Annotated in this window: 24 protein-coding genes; 22 read left to right on the top strand and 2 right to left on the bottom strand. The window is 44.0% G+C overall.

What is annotated here, in order from left to right:
• The first annotated feature begins 92 nt into the window (after nucleotides 1-92).
• Together GLV81_RS01440 and GLV81_RS01445 are read left to right on the top strand one after the other, a co-directional pair.
• Complete coding sequence (locus GLV81_RS01440; protein WP_157476190.1) at nucleotides 93-596, top strand: DUF4339 domain-containing protein; 504 nt, start codon at nucleotides 93-95, stop codon at nucleotides 594-596.
• A gap of 330 nt (nucleotides 597-926) precedes the next feature.
• Nucleotides 927-1,742, top strand: a complete 816-nt coding sequence (locus tag GLV81_RS01445; RefSeq protein WP_157476192.1) for a murein L,D-transpeptidase catalytic domain family protein — start codon at nucleotides 927-929, stop codon at nucleotides 1,740-1,742.
• A 47-nt stretch (nucleotides 1,743-1,789) separates the two neighbouring features.
• Here the strand turns inward: GLV81_RS01445 and GLV81_RS01450 are convergent, their stop codons facing one another.
• On the bottom strand, nucleotides 1,790-2,395 hold the full coding sequence (locus tag GLV81_RS01450) for a hypothetical protein (protein WP_157476194.1): 606 nt from the start codon (nucleotides 2,393-2,395) through the stop codon (nucleotides 1,790-1,792).
• 78 nt (nucleotides 2,396-2,473) lie between these two features.
• A complete protein-coding gene (gene rpoN, locus GLV81_RS01455) occupies nucleotides 2,474-4,000 on the bottom strand; it encodes an RNA polymerase factor sigma-54 (protein ID WP_157476195.1) in 1,527 nt (508 codons plus the stop codon).
• Between rpoN and GLV81_RS01460 the strand changes: the two genes are divergently transcribed.
• The 20 genes from GLV81_RS01460 to GLV81_RS01550 all read left to right on the top strand — a co-directional run bounded on the left by GLV81_RS01460 (nucleotide 3,986) and on the right by GLV81_RS01550 (nucleotide 21,782).
• Nucleotides 3,986-4,483 carry a hypothetical protein gene (locus GLV81_RS01460; RefSeq protein WP_157476197.1) on the top strand — a complete coding sequence of 166 codons (498 nt, stop codon included), beginning with the start codon at nucleotides 3,986-3,988 and terminating at the stop codon, nucleotides 4,481-4,483. The genes rpoN and GLV81_RS01460 overlap by 15 nt on opposite strands.
• Before the next feature lie 24 nt (nucleotides 4,484-4,507).
• Nucleotides 4,508-5,089, top strand: a complete 582-nt coding sequence (locus tag GLV81_RS01465; RefSeq protein ID WP_197428836.1) for a response regulator — start codon at nucleotides 4,508-4,510, stop codon at nucleotides 5,087-5,089.
• Nucleotides 5,034-5,708: a polysaccharide biosynthesis/export family protein gene (locus GLV81_RS01470; protein WP_157476199.1), complete on the top strand. Its 675-nt coding sequence runs from the start codon at nucleotides 5,034-5,036 to the stop codon at nucleotides 5,706-5,708. Before GLV81_RS01465 ends, GLV81_RS01470 begins: the two co-directional genes overlap by 56 nt.
• A 10-nt stretch (nucleotides 5,709-5,718) precedes the next feature.
• Nucleotides 5,719-6,279, top strand: a complete 561-nt coding sequence (locus tag GLV81_RS01475; protein ID WP_157476201.1) for a Wzz/FepE/Etk N-terminal domain-containing protein — start codon at nucleotides 5,719-5,721, stop codon at nucleotides 6,277-6,279.
• A gap of 35 nt (nucleotides 6,280-6,314) precedes the next feature.
• Entirely contained in the window at nucleotides 6,315-7,895 is a 1,581-nt protein-coding gene (locus tag GLV81_RS01480) for an exopolysaccharide transport family protein (protein WP_157476203.1), read from the top strand.
• Complete coding sequence (locus tag GLV81_RS01485) at nucleotides 7,892-9,112, top strand: lipopolysaccharide biosynthesis protein (protein WP_157476205.1); 1,221 nt, start codon at nucleotides 7,892-7,894, stop codon at nucleotides 9,110-9,112. The genes GLV81_RS01480 and GLV81_RS01485 overlap by 4 nt, the downstream gene beginning before the upstream one ends.
• Nucleotides 9,109-10,242 (top strand): glycosyltransferase family 4 protein, encoded by a 1,134-nt coding sequence (locus GLV81_RS01490; RefSeq protein ID WP_157476207.1) that lies wholly within the window; start codon nucleotides 9,109-9,111, stop codon nucleotides 10,240-10,242. Before GLV81_RS01485 ends, GLV81_RS01490 begins: the two co-directional genes overlap by 4 nt.
• Entirely contained in the window at nucleotides 10,230-11,543 is a 1,314-nt protein-coding gene (locus GLV81_RS01495; protein ID WP_157476209.1) for an O-antigen ligase family protein, read from the top strand. The genes GLV81_RS01490 and GLV81_RS01495 overlap by 13 nt, the downstream gene beginning before the upstream one ends.
• Nucleotides 11,544-11,696: 153 nt before the next feature.
• Nucleotides 11,697-13,496, top strand: coding sequence for a hypothetical protein (locus GLV81_RS01500; protein WP_157476211.1), 1,800 nt, complete (start codon nucleotides 11,697-11,699; stop codon nucleotides 13,494-13,496).
• A 1-nt stretch (nucleotide 13,497) separates the two neighbouring features.
• Entirely contained in the window at nucleotides 13,498-14,160 is a 663-nt protein-coding gene (locus GLV81_RS01505; RefSeq protein ID WP_197428837.1) for a nucleoside/nucleotide kinase family protein, read from the top strand.
• Nucleotides 14,161-14,175: 15 nt separating this feature from the next.
• Nucleotides 14,176-14,865, top strand: a complete 690-nt coding sequence (locus GLV81_RS01510; protein ID WP_157476215.1) for an acyltransferase — start codon at nucleotides 14,176-14,178, stop codon at nucleotides 14,863-14,865.
• Between the two features lie 48 nt (nucleotides 14,866-14,913).
• Nucleotides 14,914-15,765 carry a glycosyltransferase family protein gene (locus tag GLV81_RS01515; protein WP_157476216.1) on the top strand — a complete coding sequence of 284 codons (852 nt, stop codon included), beginning with the start codon at nucleotides 14,914-14,916 and terminating at the stop codon, nucleotides 15,763-15,765.
• A gap of 41 nt (nucleotides 15,766-15,806) precedes the next feature.
• The gene (locus GLV81_RS01520) at nucleotides 15,807-16,214 is read left to right on the top strand and encodes a glycosyltransferase (protein WP_246186171.1); all 408 of its coding nucleotides are present in this window, start codon (nucleotides 15,807-15,809) and stop codon (nucleotides 16,212-16,214) included.
• Nucleotides 16,211-17,374 (top strand): glycosyltransferase family 4 protein, encoded by a 1,164-nt coding sequence (locus GLV81_RS01525; protein ID WP_157476220.1) that lies wholly within the window; start codon nucleotides 16,211-16,213, stop codon nucleotides 17,372-17,374. Before GLV81_RS01520 ends, GLV81_RS01525 begins: the two co-directional genes overlap by 4 nt.
• Nucleotides 17,375-17,437: 63 nt before the next feature.
• On the top strand, nucleotides 17,438-18,655 hold the full coding sequence (locus GLV81_RS01530; RefSeq protein WP_157476222.1) for a DUF1972 domain-containing protein: 1,218 nt from the start codon (nucleotides 17,438-17,440) through the stop codon (nucleotides 18,653-18,655).
• An 81-nt stretch (nucleotides 18,656-18,736) separates the two neighbouring features.
• A complete protein-coding gene (locus GLV81_RS01535; RefSeq protein ID WP_157476224.1) occupies nucleotides 18,737-19,021 on the top strand; it encodes an MraY family glycosyltransferase in 285 nt (94 codons plus the stop codon).
• A gap of 7 nt (nucleotides 19,022-19,028) precedes the next feature.
• Complete coding sequence (locus tag GLV81_RS01540) at nucleotides 19,029-19,820, top strand: MraY family glycosyltransferase (protein WP_246186172.1); 792 nt, start codon at nucleotides 19,029-19,031, stop codon at nucleotides 19,818-19,820.
• Nucleotides 19,821-19,881: 61 nt separating this feature from the next.
• Nucleotides 19,882-20,877 carry a sigma-54-dependent transcriptional regulator gene (locus GLV81_RS01545; RefSeq protein ID WP_246186173.1) on the top strand — a complete coding sequence of 332 codons (996 nt, stop codon included), beginning with the start codon at nucleotides 19,882-19,884 and terminating at the stop codon, nucleotides 20,875-20,877.
• Nucleotides 20,868-21,230, top strand: a complete 363-nt coding sequence (locus GLV81_RS19770; RefSeq protein ID WP_484555871.1) for an AAA-type ATPase lid domain-containing protein — start codon at nucleotides 20,868-20,870, stop codon at nucleotides 21,228-21,230. The genes GLV81_RS01545 and GLV81_RS19770 overlap by 10 nt, the downstream gene beginning before the upstream one ends.
• 9 nt (nucleotides 21,231-21,239) lie before the next feature.
• Complete coding sequence (locus GLV81_RS01550) at nucleotides 21,240-21,782, top strand: heme NO-binding domain-containing protein (RefSeq protein ID WP_157476228.1); 543 nt, start codon at nucleotides 21,240-21,242, stop codon at nucleotides 21,780-21,782.
• The last annotated feature ends 6 nt before the right edge of the window (nucleotides 21,783-21,788 follow it).

Consider the following 21,788-nt stretch of genomic DNA (forward strand, 5'->3'; position numbering starts at 1 on the left):
TAAAGAAACTTTCGACCAATATCTCAGAATACATCCGTTTGATGGAAATCAATTTGCTCGATTAAATAAAACGACTAAATACTGCAATTTAAATGGCAAAGTATTTCATCATAAAAGGACGGAAAAAAGAGGGCCCTTTTGATTTTCAAGAGCTTAAGCAGATTCGAATTTGTGAGCATGATCTGGTTTGGAGAGATGGATTTACAGATTGGAAGAGTGCTAATGAAATTGAAGAATTAAGGGATTTGATAGAAGTGCATCCTCCATTGACTTCTAAAGAAAAGGAAAGAGTTTTTATTATAAACGAGTATCGCAGAGCCTTATACTTCCCTTTTTTTATTGGATTAGTATTTGGTGCAATTGCATATTTCATGCTTATCACCAAAAAGCCAGAACAATTATCCCTTAATGAATCAAATTATTTTCATGCCACAGAGGGTAGCTACATGCAAAAAGTGACAAGACCTTTTAGGGCAGTATTTGCATACTTCTCGGAAAAACCAATGTTTTTCGGAACTGATGAAAACCTTCCAGTTGAATTAATAAAGTATTCAATTGCTGACCTTATACTGATTTATTTATTACTCTTTTTTTAAGTTATTTATTCCCACATAAAATGAAGTGGGTTAACTCTTATATAACCAAAGTCGGACTAAATATTTAATGATAATAAAAGGTATTGGGGAATGATAAATTTCCGCCACTCTGGCTTTTATCCCTTCGTGCAGTTGATTCTTTAGTTTTTAATTAAAGAGAATATGAACCCAGTATCGGCTAAAAATCTTCCCTCATTTTTACCGCCGGGCAATAATCCGTTTCCTTCCTCGTTTTTTGATGTTTCACCATGCTTCGGTACGGTTATTGTACCGTTGTGGGTTCTCCACCTACCCCTTTACTGATATTGACATCATCAAAAACGTGTAACCATGCGATTGTATACCGCATTGTTCCTAGGGTTATTGTCGGTAAGCGCCATGGCGGGTACCAATGGCACTGGCCGGGAAAATCTGGATAAAGAAGCTCAGCTCTATAAAATGCCGGTGGCTTACATCAAAGCGGCTACCGAGCTGTACCAGCAGTTGCAGCTGCAGCAAAAGGGGCTGGAGAAAGACATTTTTGTAAAAGCCTACAAAGGCTACCTGCACCTGCAGGCCCAAGGCTTGGTGCACAATGCCGACATGCTCAGCATTGCCGATTTCAGCCAGAGCAATCAAAACAAACGACTCTACATCATCAACCTGCGTACCCGCAGCCTCATGATGCATACCTACGTATCGCATGGGCGCAACAGTGGCAATGTGATGGCTACCTCGTTCAGCAACGTCAACAATTCCAACAAAAGCGTACTCGGCTTTTTGCTTACCGCCGATACCTATGTGGGTGCCAATGGTTTGTCGCTGCGGTTCAGGGGTATGGAAAGAGGCATCAATGATATGGTAACCACCCGGGCTATTGTGGTGCATGGCAGCAAGTTTGTAAATGAACAGGAGCTGGCCCGCCGCGGCGAAATGGTCAACAGTTTGGGTTGCCCTGCTGTACCCATGGCACAAAGCAAAACCATTATTGAAGCCATCAAAGGGGGCAGCGTATATTTCATTTACCACCCCGATGAAATGTATGCCAACCGGTCGCCCATTTTGAATACGCCACTGCAAACCACGCTGCTGCCCATGCTGGCCAGCCAGCCCATCACCGATTCGCTGACGCCACCCAATAGCAACGCCATCACCCGAAATAATTAACCGATAATCCTACAACCTTTTGCCGGCCTGCACTCAGGCCGGTTTTTTTATACAATGTAAAACGCTGCCACCTGGCAAATGCCACCTGCTAAGTAGCCGGCATAAATTTCGCCGGGTTCGTGTGCACGGCGAATGAGGCGGGCTGTACCCACCAAACCTGCCAGCAATGCCACCGGTGCCAGGGCGCCCAACGGCCAGTTGGGGTCGGCCGCGGTTTGTATAATGAAGAAAGACAATGCCCCGCCTGCCGCCAATGTGTGCAGGCTAATTTTCATGAAAATATTGACGAACATGGCAGCGCTGCTGGTAAGAAACACCCCCAGCAACCACTGGTGTACTGCCTGTGGAATCACCTCCCAGTTGCGGCTTACATAAAAGGCCCAGAAGTAAAAGAAGATGCAGGACACCAACGGAATGATGCGGTCCCGCTGGCTTTCGAGGTAAATGCTGGGAATAAACTTGAGCCGCCAGATGAGGAATACAAATAAACCGGGGTACAACACCGTGTTGATGAAGCTCATGGCCGCTATGCGCAGCCGGATGGGCTCATCGGTGAGCAGCACATTTACCGGGTGGCGGTACAGCACAAACAGCACCACCATAAACGGAATGAAAAGCGGGTGTAGCACATAAGAAACAACTTGTGCCAGCATGCTCAGCCACCCTTGGGCTGTGCGGGCATGGTAGAAGGCGTAACGGAGGCGGAAGTTGCTGTCATACTGCGGTGCCGGTTAGAGTTCTTTGCGCAGCCTGGCCACGGGTACATTCAGTTGTTCGCGGTACTTGGCTACGGTTCGGCGTGCAATGTTATAACCTTTTTCTTTCAGCATGTCTGTGAGCTGATCATCGCTGAGCGGTTTGCGTTTGTCTTCGCCCTCCACCATGTCGCTCAAAATCTTTTTTACCTCACGGGTACTCACTTCTTCGCCGCTTTCGGTGCTCAGGCTTTCGCTAAAGAAAAACTTGAGGCGGTAGGTGCCAAATTCGGTTTGCACAAACTTGCTGTTGGCCACCCGGCTTACGGTAGAAATATCGAGGCCGGTTACTTCGGCTACATCCTTCAAAATCATGGGGCGGAGTGTGGTTTCATCGCCGGTCAGGAAAAACTCCTGCTGGTGCATCATGATGGCGTACATGCTGTTGTACAGCGTTTCGTGCCGTTGTTTGATGATATCAATGAACCACTTGGCTGCATCAATTTTTTGCTTGATGAACATCACGGCATCTTTCTGTTGTTTGTTCTTTTTGCTGCCCCGTTCGTATTCCCGCAGCATATCGCGGTAGTCGCTGCTGATGCGCAACTCCGGCGCATTGCGGTTGTTGAGCGTCAGCTCCAGCTTGCCGTTGATGTTTTCAATAAAAAAGTCGGGGATGACGTAGGTTTCTGCTTTGTTGATGGTAGATACCACGCCGCCGGGCTTAGGGTTGAGCCGAATGAGCTGGTTCATCACTTCCCGCAGTTTGGCTTCGTCGATGCCCAGACCCCGCTGTATTTTTTCGTAATGTTTCTTGGTAAATTCTTCGAAGTAATCTTTAACGGCATTCAGCGCCAGCTGCACGTCTTTGCCTTCGCTGCGCAGCCGTTGCAATTGCAGCAACAGGCACTCCTGCAGATTGCGGGCACCTACACCAGCTGGGTCAAACAATTTTTGAATCTGGCTCAGCAACAGCTCCACTTCTTCGTCGCTGGTTTGCACATTTTGCCGAAAGGCGAGGTCGTCTACAATGGAGGCAATTTCGCGGCGCAGGTAGCCATCTTCATCGATGCTGCCCACAATTTGCTCGGCCACTTTGCGGCGGCGTTCGTCCAGCTCCAGCATGGCCAGCTGGCCAATGAGCAGGTCGTAGAGATTGCTTTCCACCTTGATGGGCGTGGGGGTTGTTTCCTCGCCTTCACCATAGTTGATGTCTCTTGTCTGATAGTCGGGAATGTCGTCTTCCGGATCCCACTCGGGTTGGTCTACAGAGCCAAACTCCGCCATATCGGGGCCATCATCGGCCATGGAAGAGTCTTCGGCAACCGAGTCGGCCGGCTCGTATTCATAATCATCAATGGAATCCTGAGTGCTGAGGTCGGTATCTTCCTGCCCGTCGTGTTCTTCGCCCATTTCCAGCGCCGGGTTTTCTTCAATTTCCTCTTTGATGCGTTCCTCCAGATTGGCGGTCGGTATTTGCAGCAATTTCATGAGCTGAATTTGCTGGGGCAACAGTTTGAGTTGTTGTTTTTGAACCTGTCTTAAACCTTGTCCGAATGCCATCTGTTATCTTTACACGCTATTGATTGCGGTAAATTTACAGGCTCCCATGCAAGATTGTTCAATGAGGCGGGTGTTTTTTACCATTTTGGCATCATTATTGCTGAAAGGGGCGGCTGCGCAGATAACCAGCAGTCATTTTTTGCAGGAATCGCTGCGCAAAAAGCCGGCTTCAACAAAGGAGGTCTACTCATTTTGGCCTGCGCCGTTTGTTCAGCAGTCGAAACCGGTGCCCATACGTCCGGGTACTATTTCCCCCAATTTTTATTCCAGCACCATGGCATGGACCTGCAGGCAGGAACTTTGGTTGCAAAAAAAATTACAGGCACCGTTATTTCTGCGTCTTGGAAGCCTGGAGCAAGTGAACAAACTGGAAGGAAAATGAGGCAAGGATGGCTCGAAATAGCCATTTCCAAGAGCCATTTTTCGGAAAATTATTCCATAAGCTGGAAATACGCTTATAGTGATTGTTTATTAAGGTGCTGATTTTCAGTACAATAGATGCGTGGCATGCTGATGGTAGCAGCAATACCAAACAGCAACGACATGAACGCTACCTCTTCCCCCAAAATCTTTCTGGTTGATGATGACCAGTTTTCCATTGAACTGAACCGACAGCATTTAAAAAACCTTGGGTACAGTAATGTTTCGGTATTTACCGACGGCCAAACCTGCCTGAATCATTTGGTAGAGCAGCCCGTGGTAGTATTTGTAGACTACAATATGGAAGAAATGGATGGCCTCACTTTACTAAAAAAAATCAAGCGGTTCGATCCGCACATTTTCACCGTATTTGTAAGCGGACAAGAGCAAATGGAAGTGGCAGTAGATGCCCTTAAGTTTGGAGCTTTTGATTACATCATTAAAGGAGAGCAGTCAGAAACAAGGATTGCTGCGGTGATGGCAAAAATCATGCACATCATTGCTGAGTTGAAACAACAGCATAAGAAAGGATGGCGTCGTTTTCTGCCTGTGCTCAGTATTGTTACGTTACTCATTGTATCAATTATGGGTACTGGCTTGCAGCTCACTCAACATGTTGCAAAAAGATCCATCCATAAAAGAGGATCCGAGTGTTTTTGTGAAGAATGAAGCCTATCAATACACCATTCGGAAGGATGATAAAGTGAGTATCAGTGTGTGGGATCATGATGATTTAAGTGTGGGTTCCATCTACGGCATTTACAACAGTAATGAAGTGTATGGCAAGTGGCTGATGGTAGATGCGAATGGTAAAATACCCGTACCACAAGTAGGCGAAGTACTAGCAGAAAATAAAACAGTACTTGAACTGGAGAGTGACTTAAGAACGGCCTACAGCAAATTTATAAAGCAGCCTATAGTAGAGGTAAAAGTACTGAACAAAGAAGTGACGGTACTGGGAGAGTTGAAAACACCCGGTAAATATTTACTGGAAAAAGAACATAACACTTTAATAGAGATGATCGGCAAAGCCGGGGATTTTGATTTTTATGCCGACCGTTCTAAAGTTATGGTGGTGCGCATGGTTGAAGGTCAGCCAAAATCGGTAACGGTAGATCTTACACAACTGAGCAGCTATGCCAGCAGCAATGTGTACCTGCTGCCAGGCGATGTAGTGTATGTACCCAGCCGCAAAGCAAAAGTGTGGGATAAAAGAAGTGGATCAATTGTAGTGCCAGCAACTGCCATTATAACTACTGCCGTTTTGGTTGCTACCGCATTGAAGTAAAGTTTATCTCATGAAAGAACTTATCCGAAACCTTGGCATTCTCCGGCCTTTTTTCAGAGGGCTACCTATCATTGCTTTAGTGATGATTATTGCAGTATTGATAGCCAAGCGATACCTGCGATATACTACACCTATTTATGAAAGCACCGCCAAAGTAAAACTGGCAGATAGTAAAGAAGGTGTACCCAATAGCAATTTGTTTAAAGACTTTGATGTATTTGCCACCAGCAACAAAATAGCTGCCGAAGTAGAATTACTCAAAAGCAAACTACTCATTCAAAAAGCGGTGGCTCATTTGGGGGTCGATATTACCATTTACCGGGTGGGCGATATTCATAAGACAGAACTCTACCATCAATCGCCATTTTTTATACGCTATGCATTCGATAGTAAAAAATTGTTTGATAAAACATTTACACTTTTTGTTTCATCCGATTCATTACTCAGCATCACTTTGCCCGATGGAAAAACTGTGAGGGGGCGAATGAATGTGCCTGTACAGTTGGAAGGCGGATCATTGGTTTTTATACCAAATGAAGAACTACGGCAGCAGAAAAAAACCTGCAGGTAAACGATCACTATGAATTTATTTGTCATTCACAAACCATGCTGGCCGATAAAATTATAGCCGATTTGGATGTAATGAGTGTAGATAAGGAAGTACCTGTTTTAAGAATCAGTTACAAGAGCCCCGTGGCCGAAAAGGCAGCCGAAGTAGTGAATGCATTGAGTGCTGCGTATATCACAGATTATGTGTCTGAAAAATTTAAAAGTGCTGATACTACTGTTGATTTTTTGGCAAAGCAACTCAACAGTATGAGTGACCGGCTAAGTGCCAGCGAAGCCAATATTGAAAGCTACCGCAATCAAAATAACATCATCAATATTCGCCAGGAAACGGAAACCGATTTACGCAAAATATCTGATCTGAAAAAGCAGCAGGCCAGTTTGCAAATGAACCTGTTGGCCATGCGGGATTTGAATAAATACATTTCATCTGGTAAGCAAAACTTTGAAGAACTGGCACCCAACTTTGAAGCCTTCACCGATTTGCTAAGTACAGAACTGGTAAAGAAAATGAAAGAATTGCAGCGGGAAAAAAGAGATCTGCTGCTGAAGTATACCCCAGATAATGATAAGGTAAAAGTGGTAGATGATAAAATGCAGGACATTAGTAAATACCTGCAGGAAAGTATCAAAAACACCGAAAAGAATCTGCAGGTAAAGTATGATGATTTGTCGCAAACCATTAGCAAAGCTGAAGAAGCATTTATAGGACTGCCCGGTAAGGAACGTACCATGACAATACTCGAGAGAAACTTTTCATTGAACGAACAGATCTATCGCTTTTTGCATGAGAAAAGAACGGAGGCAGAAATAGCAAGGGCTGCAACCATGTCGTTTCACCGCATTATTGCTGAAGGTGAAGTGCCAACAAAACCGGTATCGCCCAATGCTACCTTACTCAAAGTGCTTGCTGGTTTTCTTGGTTTTTTATTTGGCGTTGCCGGAGTGTATTTTATTCATTTGCTCAAGGGCAGAATTAATGAATCAAAAGTGATTCATAAGAACAGTGAAACGCCATTGATGGCGGAAGTGCCATACGCAAAAAACGAAGCGGATAAAATGCGCTACTTCATGCGTTGGGCTACTGAGCTCGACCTGAAAGGTATAGCCGATGCCGGCAGTGTAATCAGCATTTCAAGCTTTGCGGCAAAAGAAGGTAAGGGGTTTAACAGTACAGGTGTTACCATGGCGCTACAGCAGCTGGGAAAAAGTTGTGTATTGATTGATGCCGGTGCTTCGAATGTACGTATACAGGGGGTTAGTGTTATTGGGCCAAGTCAATTTCCGCCGCAGTGGCAGGTGCGGCCTGTGTGGATGGCATTTTTAGAAACACTGAAGCAGCAATATGAGGTCGTTATTATTCGTAACCTGCCTGTTCTAGAACAACCTGTATCAATGATGCTAATGGCTACAGCCAATACTAACCTGTTTGTGTTAGATAGTAGAAAAACCAAGCAGTCGATGGTAATGCAAGCCGATTTGCTGAAGGAAGAACTGTCATTGCCGGGCATGTACTTTGTACTCAACCGTGCAGGCTACACGCCCAGCATTTTTGCGCCAATTGCCAATTGGTGGCGAAGCAAAAAAAATCGTAGCAATAAACAATCTGCACTTGCATGAAGCTTGCAGAAAAATACTGGGTGTTGGCCGATCAGGTAGTGGTTAGTGGCAGTGCTTTTGCTACCAATTTATTATTAGCAAGAGCATTGGGCATTGCTCAATACGGCATATTTAGTGGGTTGGTATTGGTACAGCTCTTGGTGTTGAGTTTATTGCAGGCTAGTATCACAGGTCTTGCGCCGGTATTGCTGGCGCATATTGGGATAGGTGAAAAAAGGAGTTATACCGGCGGATTGTTTTGGTTTCACCAGGCAATACTTACGTTGCTGTTTGTAGCCGGTATACTCTTTTTTTTATTTGCAGACACGATGTGGGCTGTTGGTAGAAATATTGGTATAGCAGCGGTGGTGGGCGCCTGTTTATATTTTATGCAAGATTATTTGCGCAGATGGCTGCTCGCCACGCAGCAACAGCCAAAAGCTTTTGCGATTGATGTGCTTACCAATGTGGTGCAACTACTGGCATTGGCAGTATTGTTTTTTGTGTATCATTTAGATTTATTGATTGCTTTGTGGGTAGTTGCTCTTACCTATATACCATCGGTTGCATTGGGCGTATGGTGGTTAAAACCTGGTGTGCCGATTGCCAAGGATATTCGAAGTGTCGCACTACTGCATGCACGTGATGGAAAATGGATGCTCAGCAGTGCACTGCTCCAGTGGACAGCTGGCAATTTTTATGTAATGGCAGCGGGTTGGTGGCTGGGTGCAGCAGCACTTGGAGCACTGCGCCTGGGACAATACATTTTTGGCTTGCTCAACGTGTTGCTTCAGGCATTTGAAACATACATTTTACCCAAAGCAGCCCACTTGCATCAGGAGCCAGCTGCTTTGGTCCGGTTTTTGCGCAAACAGTTTTTGCAACTTTCTGTGCTGCTTATTCCGGTATTAATTTTACTGGCGGTTTTCGGCAAGCCATTGTTACACATGGCCGGAGGCGACACATATACTTCTTACAGTTATGTAATGATAGGATTGGCAATATTGTATGTGTTTATCCTGTTTGGCTATCCTGTTCGCATTGCACTTCGGGTACAACTGCTCAATAAATTTTATTTCTACGGCTATGTATTGGCTACCATTTTTAGTGTTGCTACTGCTTATTTCATGATTCATTTCTTTCAACTGTGGGGCGCTTTAGCAGGCATGTTGTTGGCTCAGTGCATGTTACTTGTATACTGGCTATATATTCTTTACAATAAAAATATCCGGGTATGAAAATTATTCATTTGGTATTGGGTAAAGTAAACCCGGAACGTATGAATGGGGTAAATAAAGTAGTATACGAAATGGCTACACGCCAGCATGCCGCAGGATATGATGTAGCGGTGTGGGGCATCACTCAAAATCCGGTACATGATTATCCAGATAGAAACTTTATAACACGTCTTTTTCCCACAGGCATTCATCCTTTTGCGGTGCATGCATCATTGCGAAAAGCTATAGCTGCCTTACCTGAAGATGTTGTATTTCATTTACACGGTGGCTTTATTCCAGTGTTTTCTAAAGTGTCTGTTTATCTGAAAAAATATCGTATTCCATTTGTGTACACACCACATGGTAGTTACAATATTATTGCCATGAAAAAAGGAGGATGGAAAAAGGCCATTTATCTTCCCTTGTTTGAAAAGCCCTTACTACGCAGGGCCGCAGTAGTGCACTCGCTGGGTAAAAGTGAAGTAGATGGATTGCATAGCATTCAGCCGGATAAAAAGAGTGCACTTATACCTTACGGCTTTGATACCGCTGCGCTTTCTGAATACAGCGCAGCTTCATTTCAGGGTAACACTTCCAGCAACTGTATCATCAGCTTTTGTGGTAGAATGGACACTCATACCAAAGGACTTGATTTGCTGCTTACTGCTTTTGCGAGCATGGCTAAAAAGCATCACAATATCACTTTATGGATGATTGGTGATAGTGCACAACGTGCGGCTTTGGAACAAACGGCCGCAGCTTTAGGCATTAGCAATCATATTGTTTTTTACGGGGCCAAATATGGTCATGAAAAAATGAATCTCTTGCAGCAAAGCCATTTGTTTGTTCACCCAAGTAGAAATGAAGGGTTGCCTACTGCAGTATTGGAAGCTGCAGCCATTGGCTTGCCTTGCATAGTGTCGAGGGCTACAAACGTTGGAGAGGCCGTAAAAAAATATAAAGCAGGATGGGTAGTAGAACACCCTGATGCTACTGAACTTGCGGCTGCCTTGGATGAGGCAATTGCGTCCTTTAATCAGGGCACACTTGCTGCCTATGCCACTGCTGCTCAGCAAATGGTTGCTCAGCACTATCACTGGAGTTATGTACTTACACAATTGGCAAAAATGTATGAAGCATGTTTACATTAACGACTTCATATAAGCGGCCGGCGGATCATCAGCGATTTCTTTCGCAGATGGGCGTTTTGCTGGCTATTATTTTCTTCATCAAGTTGGGCGGCTTTTTTACATGGAGCGAAAATGTGGCTATAACCCGTGTGGTAAAAGTATTTTCGAGATTAATGATGACGGGAGCCATTATTTGGGTGTATCGAAAAATTATTGAACGAGGAGCCATCGGTTCTTTTGGTTGGCAGCATCAATTGAGCCCTTTTTTGTATGCTGCATACTTAACTCTTGGACTGATTAGTTTTTTGTGGAGCACCGCTGTTGGCTACAGTGCCCTTCAGTGGTTTATGGATGTGGAGAGCTTTGTATTTGCATATTATTTTATTGCCTGTTTCATTTTGCTGGAGAACTATTTTCCCGGCAACCAGGTAAAGTTGTACAATGTAATGGGCAATGCTGTGCTGCTCATGATTAGTATTTTTTTGGTGGGCATGTTTATAGCTCCTGAAGCATTTTACAGAATGACACATGGCGGAGAAGAAGCAAGACTCGGGGGCTTTTTTATGAACCCAAATGAACTGGGCATGCTGGCTGCTGTGGGAGTAAGTTGTTTTATTTTCAACTACTACACCGGTAAGCGTATGGTGTGGAATACCATCCGGATTTTATTGCTCATGTGGGCCATTGTAATGACTGGTAGCAGAAGTACAACCATTGGTGCGTTGCTGATTGCCTTTTTTCATATCCGGCAAAGTAGCAATACCAAACTGAAGTATGCCATGTATGCAGGTGCATTTATGGTAATTCCGCTGGCCATAGAAAAAATGGTTGTAAAAGAAAATGCAGGCGGCCTGGAAGAAGTAATGAGTATGACCGGAAGACTGCCATTTTGGACGGCACTCATTACCGAGGGTTTGCCACAAGAACCTTTGTTTGGTTTTGGTTTCATGCGTATTGCATACAAAGACTTTTTTCAGAGTGTACACACATATGCCGGGCAAATGACACACAATACTTTTATACAAGTACTCATGAATCTTGGTTTTGTAGGCTTCACATTGGTACTGTTTCAGGTGGTATTCACTATTCGCGGATTTGTGCAGCAATTTTCAAAAGAAAAACAGCTGTTTACAATCGGGGTATTCATCCCCATTCTCATCAACTCCCTTACTGAGTTCGGTATTTTCGGCGAAACGAATTATGGTATTCTCTTTTATCAGGTACTCATTTTTTACATCAGTCTTACCATCAACAAGCATAAGTCGCCGGCCCAAAAAATCTTTCTGCGCAAACGCAGACCAGAGTTGTTTGCCAGCGAATAAACACATTCCGAGTTCCTTTTCGTGGAATCGCATGTCCTGAATTTGGAATGCGCTGTTTGACTTGCTCATTTCACTATTTGAAAATGAATGGTTTACGTTTTGAAACTGCAGTGGCATGCCAATTGACAATCAAATGTTAGCTAAAGCATTTGTATGAATCAGCAGCAGGCCAGAGATTTTGTTTTACATGCATTCATGTCATTCGATTATCGGGTGTCGGCTGCAGAAAGTAAGCTCACTGTAAAGTGTTTTTACATCAACAATCCAGATGGAACTGTGCGCTGGATTTGGCCTGCACATAGCCAACGACCAGTTTTTTTGCGTTTTTATTTTACAGGTAGCTGGAAGAGTAAATTGTTTGCCTTGGTTGTCAGGTTTTTGTTTGCATTGGGCTTGCAAAAGTTCATTGCAGATGGTGATTGTAGCGTCAGCTTGGGGCAGCCTGAACAACCTTATGCAGATGTGACAAAAGCACAATGGGCGTTGTTTACAGGCACAAAAGGGCCCAATAGAAAGTTGGTTGTATACCTGCCGGGGGCAGGAGGCCAATTTGTAAAAATCCCATATGGCGAGTTGTCTTCTTCTATTTTGCAAATGGAAGCAACAGCGCTGCACTATTGGCAAGAAAAGCCATTGCAGTTCGTGGTTATTCCAAGATTGCTGGCTTCATCTGATGCCTTATTGGCTCAGCAAAATGTATCGTTTGGAATGAATCCTGCATCAATGCATTGGTTGCAGTTGCCTCAGCAGGCGGTGCAAGAATGGTGCTTTCGGTCAATTACCTCAAATAATATTTCGGACAGTAAGATCCCTACACAAATAGCTGAGCGTTTGCAAAGATTACATGCTATCCGGCATACCCCATTGCCTGAAGGTTTGATACACAAACTGCAGCTGCTATTTTCTACGGCTTCAAATTGGGAAAATATACATGAAGCTCCTGCTCATGGCGATTGTACACCGTGGAATATGTTGATGAATGAACAAAAGATTGCTTTGATTGACTGGGAGTTATACAAACCATCAGCATCTGCTTTGTACGATGCATTTCACTTTCACTATCAAACTACTGTACTCATCGGCAATCAGGGTTTTGCTGCCATACGGCAAAAGTTAGATGCATGGCACCAATTATGCCATCCGCAGTTGGAGAAGCATGGGTTGAATATTGCTCAGCTTGAGCAATGGTATTTGCTGGATGTAATTAGTTACTATGCTGAAATATATGCGCAGCAAAAAGATTGGCACCTGCAAATTGGCTGGTTGTTACAAACATGGAGCGATGCCCTTTCTTATTGGTTAATGAAGAATAATACTGTGGCCGACAGAACGCAACTAATAGCCGATATAAGTGATTGGCTACGTACTAAAAAACATGCTGCTGTAAAAATGCATTTACCGCATGTGTTGTTGTTGCCGCTGCATAGCGATATTGATATTTGTATGGAGCGGTCTACAGCTTTAACAATGATGACGTGGCTGCAACAACATCCGTTATGTAAGCAGGTAGTACTTCGAAGCAGAAGCAATTTGACACAGTCGGGTATTTATTTGCACAGCGGCAACGTGCTACACATTGATGCGATCTGGCAATTGAAAAGAAAGGCCATACAGTTTATGAATGTGCAGGCGATGCTTGCTACAGCAGTTAACGATGGCAGAGGTATTCTGGTTGCCGACAACTATCACGATGCAATGTACACCTGGTTGTTTTACGTTCTCAATGGTGCCGGCATACCTGAAAAATATCAGCAGCAATGGCATCAGTTTACACAAGAGGAGAGAAACGCATTGCTTGCTACTGTAGAGCGGTATAGTAAGCAACAAAAGCCAGCAGAGGCGTTGTTTACTCCATCCAAAGTAACGATGCAATCGGCGGCTGCTTATGTGCGTCAAGAGCCACAAAACAGGGGGAGTACAATTTATTGTCAACCTATTTCAATACGGTATTGATATGATTAGAGACTGGAAAAATAACCGGGGGTTCATTATTACGTTTAGTGGCGTAGATGGTGCGGGCAAGAGTACTATTATTGAAGCAACACGCCAGCATGTAGAAAAAGTAATGCGCAGAAAAGTAGTAGTATTAAGGCACCGCCCATCGCTACTGCCTATACTAAGTGCGTGGAAGCATGGCAAAGAAGCTGCAGAAAACAAAGCAGCTCAAACATTACCCCGACAGGGCACCAACAAAAGTAGCATCGGCTCCTTGTTGCGTTTCGCCTATTATTATGCCGATTACCTGTTGGGCCAGTTTTACATTCAACTGAAATACGTGATGCGTGGTTATGTAGTGCTGTATGACAGATACTATTTCGACTTCATCAACGATAGTAAGCGTAGCAATATTCAACTTCCGAAATATGTGACTACTGCGGGGTATGCTTTGCTACTGAAACCGAAATTGAATTTCTTTTTATGGGCTACACCAGAAGAAATACTCAGCAGAAAGCAAGAGTTAAGTGCTGATACTATTGTAAGTCTTACCGACGATTATATGCAGCTGTTTGATAGTATGCGCAAACGTTATAAATCTTCCAGCTATGAGCCTATTCACAATGAGCAGCTCAACAATACACTACAAACCATTTTTCAACAAATACAGGCGGCAGCCTGATAGGATGATAGCAATATGAAACGGCTTCTGGAAAAATTGGTACAACAGCGCAATCCTGCATTTAAGATGGATGAACATGTAACCACCTATGTATTAATGCAGTTTGCATGGCAACAACTTTGGGCTGTAATGCGTGGTGCCATGTTGTTGCTGTATGGTCGAAATCCGCAATGGATGTTGCGTGGAAGAGCAGTCCGTTTTTTTAATTTACCTAATATAAAATGGGGCCGAATGCTCAAGCTGGGCGACTATGTGTACCTGAGTGCACTGGGTAAAAACGGCATTGCACTCGGGCATCATGTGAGTATTGGTTCTTTTAGCCGGTTGGTTGTTTCTACTTCACTTAATCATGTAGGTGAACACATAGTGTTGGGCAATAATGTAGGCATTGGCGAGTATGCCTACCTGGGTGGCGGTGGTGGTTTACACATTGGCGATGATTGTATAGTGGGCCAATATTTCAGCTGCCATCCCGAAAACCATGTGCAGGAAAATTTGGAGGTGCCTATTCGTTTACAGGGTGTAACAAGAAAAGGAATTGTAATTGGCAATAATTGTTGGATTGGCAGTAAGGTTACCATTTTGGATGGTGTTCAAATAGGTAGCGGTTGTGTAATAGCTGCAGGTGCAGTGGTTACAAAAAGCTTTCCGGATAATATGGTCATAGGTGGAGTTCCTGCCAAAATAATCAGGCAACGGGCATAGTGCCTTTTTCAAAATGAGGATGATAGTGTGCTGTTTTAAATAAACGATATGAAACAGGAAAAAAATATTAAACAGTCTATATTGATGACTGCATATGCGGTTAATCCCTACAAAGGTTCAGAGGATGGTATGGGCTGGAATTTTATTATGCAGGCAGCTACTACACAACGTGTAATAGCCATTACCCGGAAAAATAACCGGCCACATATTGACAAGTATATGGCCGAACACCCTGATGGAAAGGCTCATTATCAGCAGGTACAATGGTGGTATTTCGATTGGCCCAAATGGATGATATTTTGGAAAAAGGGACCGCTTTTGAGTTTGATTTATTATTATATGTGGCAGCTCTCTTTAGCAATATGGCTATTGCCCAAGAGGAGTATTTTTAGCATAGTGCATACCCTCAATTTTCACAATGATTGGACGCCAAGTTTTTTGTGGTTATTGGGTAAGCCATTTGTATGGGGGCCAATTGGTCATCATCCTCGCATTCCTGCTTCGTTTATTCGTAAGCAATATGGTTGGAGAGCCTGGTTGCAAGATCGTTTTCTGTGGGCTATCAAAAATTGGTTTTGGTACATCGATCCTTTTGTATACATCAGCAAATGGAAAGCCCGTCATATTTTTTGTATGAATACTGAGGCGGCTATCAAGCTACGCCTTCCACGCCACAAGTACAGCATCATGCCATCAGTTGCTTCGGAGCCTGTACGACCAACGGTTAAAACCGCTATTCCAGACAAGTTTACTGTATTATCGGTAGGCAGATTTGTGCCGCTAAAAGGGTTTGATGTAACTATTGCTGCCTTTGCTACTTTTTATTTCCAACTCAGCAGGGCTCAACAGGAAAAAACGCAACTGATACTGGCTGGGGCGGGGCCTTTTTGCCGAAAATAAAGCAGTGGATTGCAGAAGCAAATATTACTCACTGTACGCAGGTGATTGAATGGATGCCGAAAGCCGAATTGGAAAAAATGTATCGGCAGAGTGCAGTTTTTCTTTTCCCTTCTCATGAAGGTGCAGGAATGGTGGTGGCAGAAGCCATGAGTTACGGGCTTCCGGTTATTTGTTTCAACAATGCTGGCCCCGGTGCTTTTGTACATCCCGATTCTTTGCTGAAAGTGAGTTATAAAAATTATGGAACTACTGTTCAATCATTTGCTGCGAAACTGCAGATGTTGCACAGCAATACCGGTACTTATTTACACGAACACCAACTGGCCGAGCAGCGTTTCAATCAATATTTTTTATGGTCGGTAAGGGGCAAGCAGTTGGCAACTGTGTACAATACCCTGTTGCACAAACCAACTCCTGTTGATACAAAGCAAAAATTACACATGGCATGAAATCAGTTTGCGCAGTTCATTTACTCAACGATTTTAGCGGCAGTCCTTTTGTGTTCAGGCAGGCGTTGGAAGCTTTGCAAAAAAGAGGATACAGCATAGATATATATACTGCAACACCGGCAAGAGGTGGTTTTTTGAGTGGGTTGCCCAATGCCCGCTATCATTCGCTTTATTACAAGCACAGTAGCAATAAATGGATGACATTATTGCGCTTCTTTATTGTACAGCTGCAGTTGTTTTTTTCTCTGCTGTTTTCATTGCGCAGGGCGCAGGTGGTGTATGTAAATACTTTGCTACCTGCCGGGGCTGCACTGGCTGCCAGCATTAGAGGTTGCAAAGTGGTGTACCATGTGCACGAAGTAAGCATTACCCCTGTGCTGTTGAAAAATTTGCTGGCAAAAGTTGTCGCATTTACAGCTACTGATGTTGTGTTTGTTTCTAACTATGTGGCCAGTTGTTACCATTTTCGCAGGCCTCAATTACATACGGTATACAATGCACTCAGCAATAGCTTTGTGCAACAAGCTGCACATATTGCTTCGCCAAACATGCGTACACCTTTTACAGTACTCATGCTTTGCTCGTTAAAAGCGTACAAAGGCGTTCATGAGTTTCTGCAGTTGGCTTCGGCTTTGCCCGCCATACGTTTTCAGCTGGTGTTGAATGCCGATGAAAAGCAAGTTGAGGATTTTAAAAAGCAACATGCTGTGCCACACAACTGCATGCTGTTTAGCACTACTACCAATACGTTGGCTTTTTATGAGCAGGCACATCTGGTGGTCAATTTTTCGAACCCCGATGAGTGGGTGGAAACTTTTGGCCTTACCCTGTTGGAGGCCATGGCATGCGGCAGGCCTGTGATAGCTCCACCTGTGGGAGGGCCGGTAGAACTGGTACGTCATGGCGTGGAAGGCTTTTGCATAGATGCAAGACAGGTTGCCGCTTTGCAACAAGCTGTGCAGCTATTGTACACGGATGTAAAAAAGTATATCCGTTTTTCGGAAAATGCCCGAAGGAGAGCTGCAGCTTTTAGTACAGCAGCTTTTGAAGCGGGTGTAAGCAAAGTTTTTGCATCGGCCAGCATTGCATCGTTACAGCCAAATGACGGAAAGCACTTCCAGAATGTGGAAACAACAGTTGCGGAAGAACTACAGCACTAATTGATTATCAATGCTTATGGCATGTGGCACGGTTTGCGATATAGTAATTCCAAAAACCACAGCATGCGGAAAAAGCGTATTGCCATTATTGGTACCGTTGGCTTGCCAGCTAGTTATGGCGGATTTGAAACGCTGGCAGAACACCTTGTAGATGAACTGGCCGGAGAGTTTGATATGACCGTTTATTGCACGGCAAAAAAGTATCCAAAGCAAAGCCGTCAGTCGTATTATAAAGGTGCAAGGTTGAAGTACCTGCCTTTCGATGCCAACGGTTTGCAAAGCATTATCTACGATTCCCTCAGCATTTTGCATGCATTGTTTTATGCTGATGTGTTGCTGGTATTGGGTGTGAGTGGTGGCTTTATGTTGCCATTTGTAAAATTATTTACAAGTAAAAAAATCATCGTTTCTATTGATGGTATAGAATGGAAACGCAACAAGTGGAGTAAGCTTGCCCGCTGGTATTTGTGGGCAGCAGAGTGGGTGGCAGTTCGCTATTCGCATGCCGATATTTCCGATAATGAATCTATTCAGGATTACACCGCCATCCGCTACAAAACCCTCAGCCACATTATTGAATACGGTGCCGATCATACACTGCAGGTAAAGCCTACGCAAGAAGACCGAAGCAAGTATGATTTTGTTGGTCAGCCGTATGCTTTTAAAGTTTGCCGTATAGAGCCGGAAAACAATATCCATGTTGTGTTGGAAGCATTTTCAAAACTGCCAAAGCATAAGCTGGTATTGGTGGGCAACTGGAAGAATAGTGAGTATGGCAAAACCATGCGGGAAACCTACGGTCGTTTTTCAAACATTCATTTACTCGATCCTATTTACAATCAACGGGAGTTGGATATGCTGCGGGGCAACTGTCTGGTATACATACATGGGCACAGCGCAGGCGGTACCAATCCTTCTTTGGTAGAAGCCATGTATTTGGGCCTGCCGGTGATAGCGTATGATGTAACGTACAACAGAACTACGACAGAGAAAAAGGCATTGTACTTCCGGTCTGCCGACGATTTGGTGCATGTAATTGAGCACACAACTGTGGCTTGTTTAAAGCGGCATGCGTTAAGCATGAAAACAATTGCAGACCGCCGCTATACCTGGAAGCAAATAGCCAACCGCTACCGTTATCTGGTGTTGAAAGTGCTGCAAGCTTCGGGTAAAGAACGCATTGAACCAACCAAAGTGATCAGCATATTCAGCAGCGATTACCTGCATCAAAATGGAATGGCTCATTTGCAGTCACCTTCTTACTTTTTCGAAAAGCGATAGACTTAAATATAGTAATACCCTTTGCCGCAACTACCCTTCCCTTAAACTATTTTCTTCAACGCTACGCAAAGACAACATCACATGAATACACTGCTTACACAGGCTCTCATAACTACTGCTATTGCAGTGTTGGCTTGTATCGTACTCATGCCCAATCTTATCCGCTGGAGTGTAAAGCTCAGGCTGGTAGATATTCCCAATGAAAGAAAGTTGCACAAAGACCCCATACCATCCATTGGTGGTTTGGTTATGATGTTAAGCTTGCTCATTGCTTTTGCCCTATCGGCAGGTATGCGGCAGTTGTTTGTACAATATTGGGCAGTTGGTGTTATGCTGCTGGTACTGGCTTGTTACTGGTGTACTTGACGACCGGTTGAATTTACCTGCAAAACTTCGGTTGCTCATTCAGTTGGCAGGTGGTTTTTTGCTGGCATGGCAAGATATCCGCTTGCATTCTTTGCATGGCATTTTTGGTATTGGTGATATACCGGTTTGGCTGCAGTATGCTCTCAACATGTTGCTGGTAGCAGGCGTAACCAATGCGTTTAATTTACTCGATGGTATTGATGGATTGGCAGGCAGTATTGGTTTTATCAATGTGCTGGTTTTTGCGGTGATTATGTATATACTTGGCCAGCTGCAATGGTTGGTATTGCTCTTGCCATTTGCAGGCGTGTTGCTCGTATTTTTAAAATACAATTGGCGGCCTGCCCGTCTTTTTATGGGCGATGGCGGTTCTCTGGTACTTGGTTTTTTGGTAGCAGTTATGGGTATCATTTCGGTGGAGAATGCGTATGCGCAAACCATAGTTGCACCAGATGTTATTTTGGTATTGGTATCAGCAACGATGATGCTGCCCGTGATGGATACACTCCGTGTTTTTTACACCCGTATACAGCAGGGCCGTTCTCCTTTTTCTGCCGATAAAAATCACTTACACCATTGGTTTGTACGTCAGCATTTGGTGCATTCACAAGCCACAACAAGGGTGTCGGTTTTTCATTTGCTGCTCATTGGTTTTTCTGTCATTATGGTTTTTGCAGTTGCTGCCAGTTGGGTCGTCCTTTGGCAAATCGCCTTGCTTTTTTTATACAGCAAGTTTTTGCAACTCAACCTGCTCTTTAAGCGCTGGTATCGTTTCATCAAGCGTATGGAATCCGCATAAAAAATAACATTGCCTGGTTATTTGAAAGCATTCAATACGTACATTGGAAGAAATCCACATTATGGAAACTTACCGGATTTTTATAGTTGATGATGACCCCTGGTATGGCGAAATTCTGGCCTACCATTTATCGCTCAATCCTGATCATCAGGTTACCCGTTTTGCTTCGGGTAAGGCCTGCCTTGCCAGCCTCCATCAAAAGCCACATCTTATTACCATCGATTATTCGATGCCGGATATGAACGGGGCCGAATTGTTTAAGCAAATAAAAGCACAGCATCCCGACATTCCGGTTATCGTTATCAGTGGTCAGGATGATGTAAGCACTGCCATTGAAATGCTCAAACTCGGGGTAAGTGATTATCTGGTAAAAGATGACCATACCAAAGATTTGCTCTGGAATGCCATACTGCGCATCCGCGAAAATCAACAGCTAAAAATGCAGGTAGAGCAACTGCGGGAGGAGCTGGGGCAGAAGCATGAATTCGGCAATGTCATCAAAGGAAATTCACCTGTTATCCGAAAAATATTTTCATTGATGGAGAAGGCGGCCAAAACCAACATCAATGTGTCTGTAACGGGCGAAACGGGAACGGGCAAAGAAGTAGTAGCCAAAGCCATTCATTACAACAGCGAAAGAAAACGGAAACCTTTTGTAGCAGTGAACATGGCGGCTATACCCAGAGAGTTGGTAGAAAGCGAGTTGTTTGGTCATGAAAAAGGATCGTTTACCGGTGCCATTGGCAGAAAGATTGGCAAGTTTGAAGAAGCCAATAAAGGCACACTTTTTTTAGATGAAATAGCAGAGCTGGATTTAAGCCTGCAAAGCAAATTGCTACGGGTGCTGCAAGAGCGGGAGTTGGAAAGAGTAGGTGGCAACGAAAGTGTAAAGCTGGATGTACGATTGATTGTTGCTACACATAAAAATCTTCCGGAAGAAGTGCGGGCCGGTAAGTTTCGCGAAGATTTGTACTATCGCATTATGGGCTTGCCCATAAACTTGCCTCCCCTGCGTGAAAGAGGGAATGACATTCTTCTGCTGGCTAAATTTTTTTAGAAGAATTTGCCAAGGAAAATAAAACAACTGCAAAAGGACTTACTGCCGCCGCCAGGGAAAAGCTGATGCAATATCACTACCCCGGCAATGTGAGGGAGTTGAAGGCCGGCATTGAGTTGGCTGCTGTGCTCTGCGATGATGCAGAAATAGATGCAAAGGATATTTCATTTGCACCAGCCCGTAATGGCAGCATGCTTACTGGCGAGGAGAAAACCCTGCGGCAGTACACGGTACAAATTGTAAAAATGTTTTTGGAAAAGTATGACAACAATGTGCTTAAAGTAGCCGATAAACTCGATGTTGGTAAAAGCACGATTTACAAAATGATTCAGGATAAGGAAATCATCTTATAAAAGCAAAGTATGTACGGAATTATCAATAGGGCAATAGAAGATATGGTGACAGCCAGCCACGGTGAAAATGCGTGGATGCAGATAAAAGCTGCCAGTGGTGTTCAGGTTGATTATTTCCTAAGCAATGAGCCTTATGATGATGAGATGACATATAAACTTGTAGCAGCTTCTTCGGAAGTACTACAAATACCGATGAGTGAAGTGCTCTCAGCATTTGGTGAATGGTGGGTGCTAAAAACCGGTCGCGAAAAATATGGCGGCTTAATGGAAGCCGGCGGCAAAAACCTGCAAGAATTTTTGCTCAACCTCCCCATGTTTCATAGTCGTATCATGTTATTTTATCCAAGGCTTAATCCGCCTGAATTTCGGATTGGCACAATTACAGAAAGCTCTATTGAAGTCCATTATTATTCCACCCGAAAAGGTCTTCATCACTTTGTGTTGGGCCTGCTGCAAGGCTTGGCAAAAATGTACCATACACCTGTTACTATTCAGGTGTTATCTATGCAAAGCGAGCCGGAAACCCATGAAATATTTCAAGTGAATTGGTAAAATTAT

This window comes from Phnomibacter ginsenosidimutans (assembly GCF_009740285.1).
Lineage (GTDB): Bacteria > Bacteroidota > Bacteroidia > Chitinophagales > Chitinophagaceae > Phnomibacter > Phnomibacter ginsenosidimutans.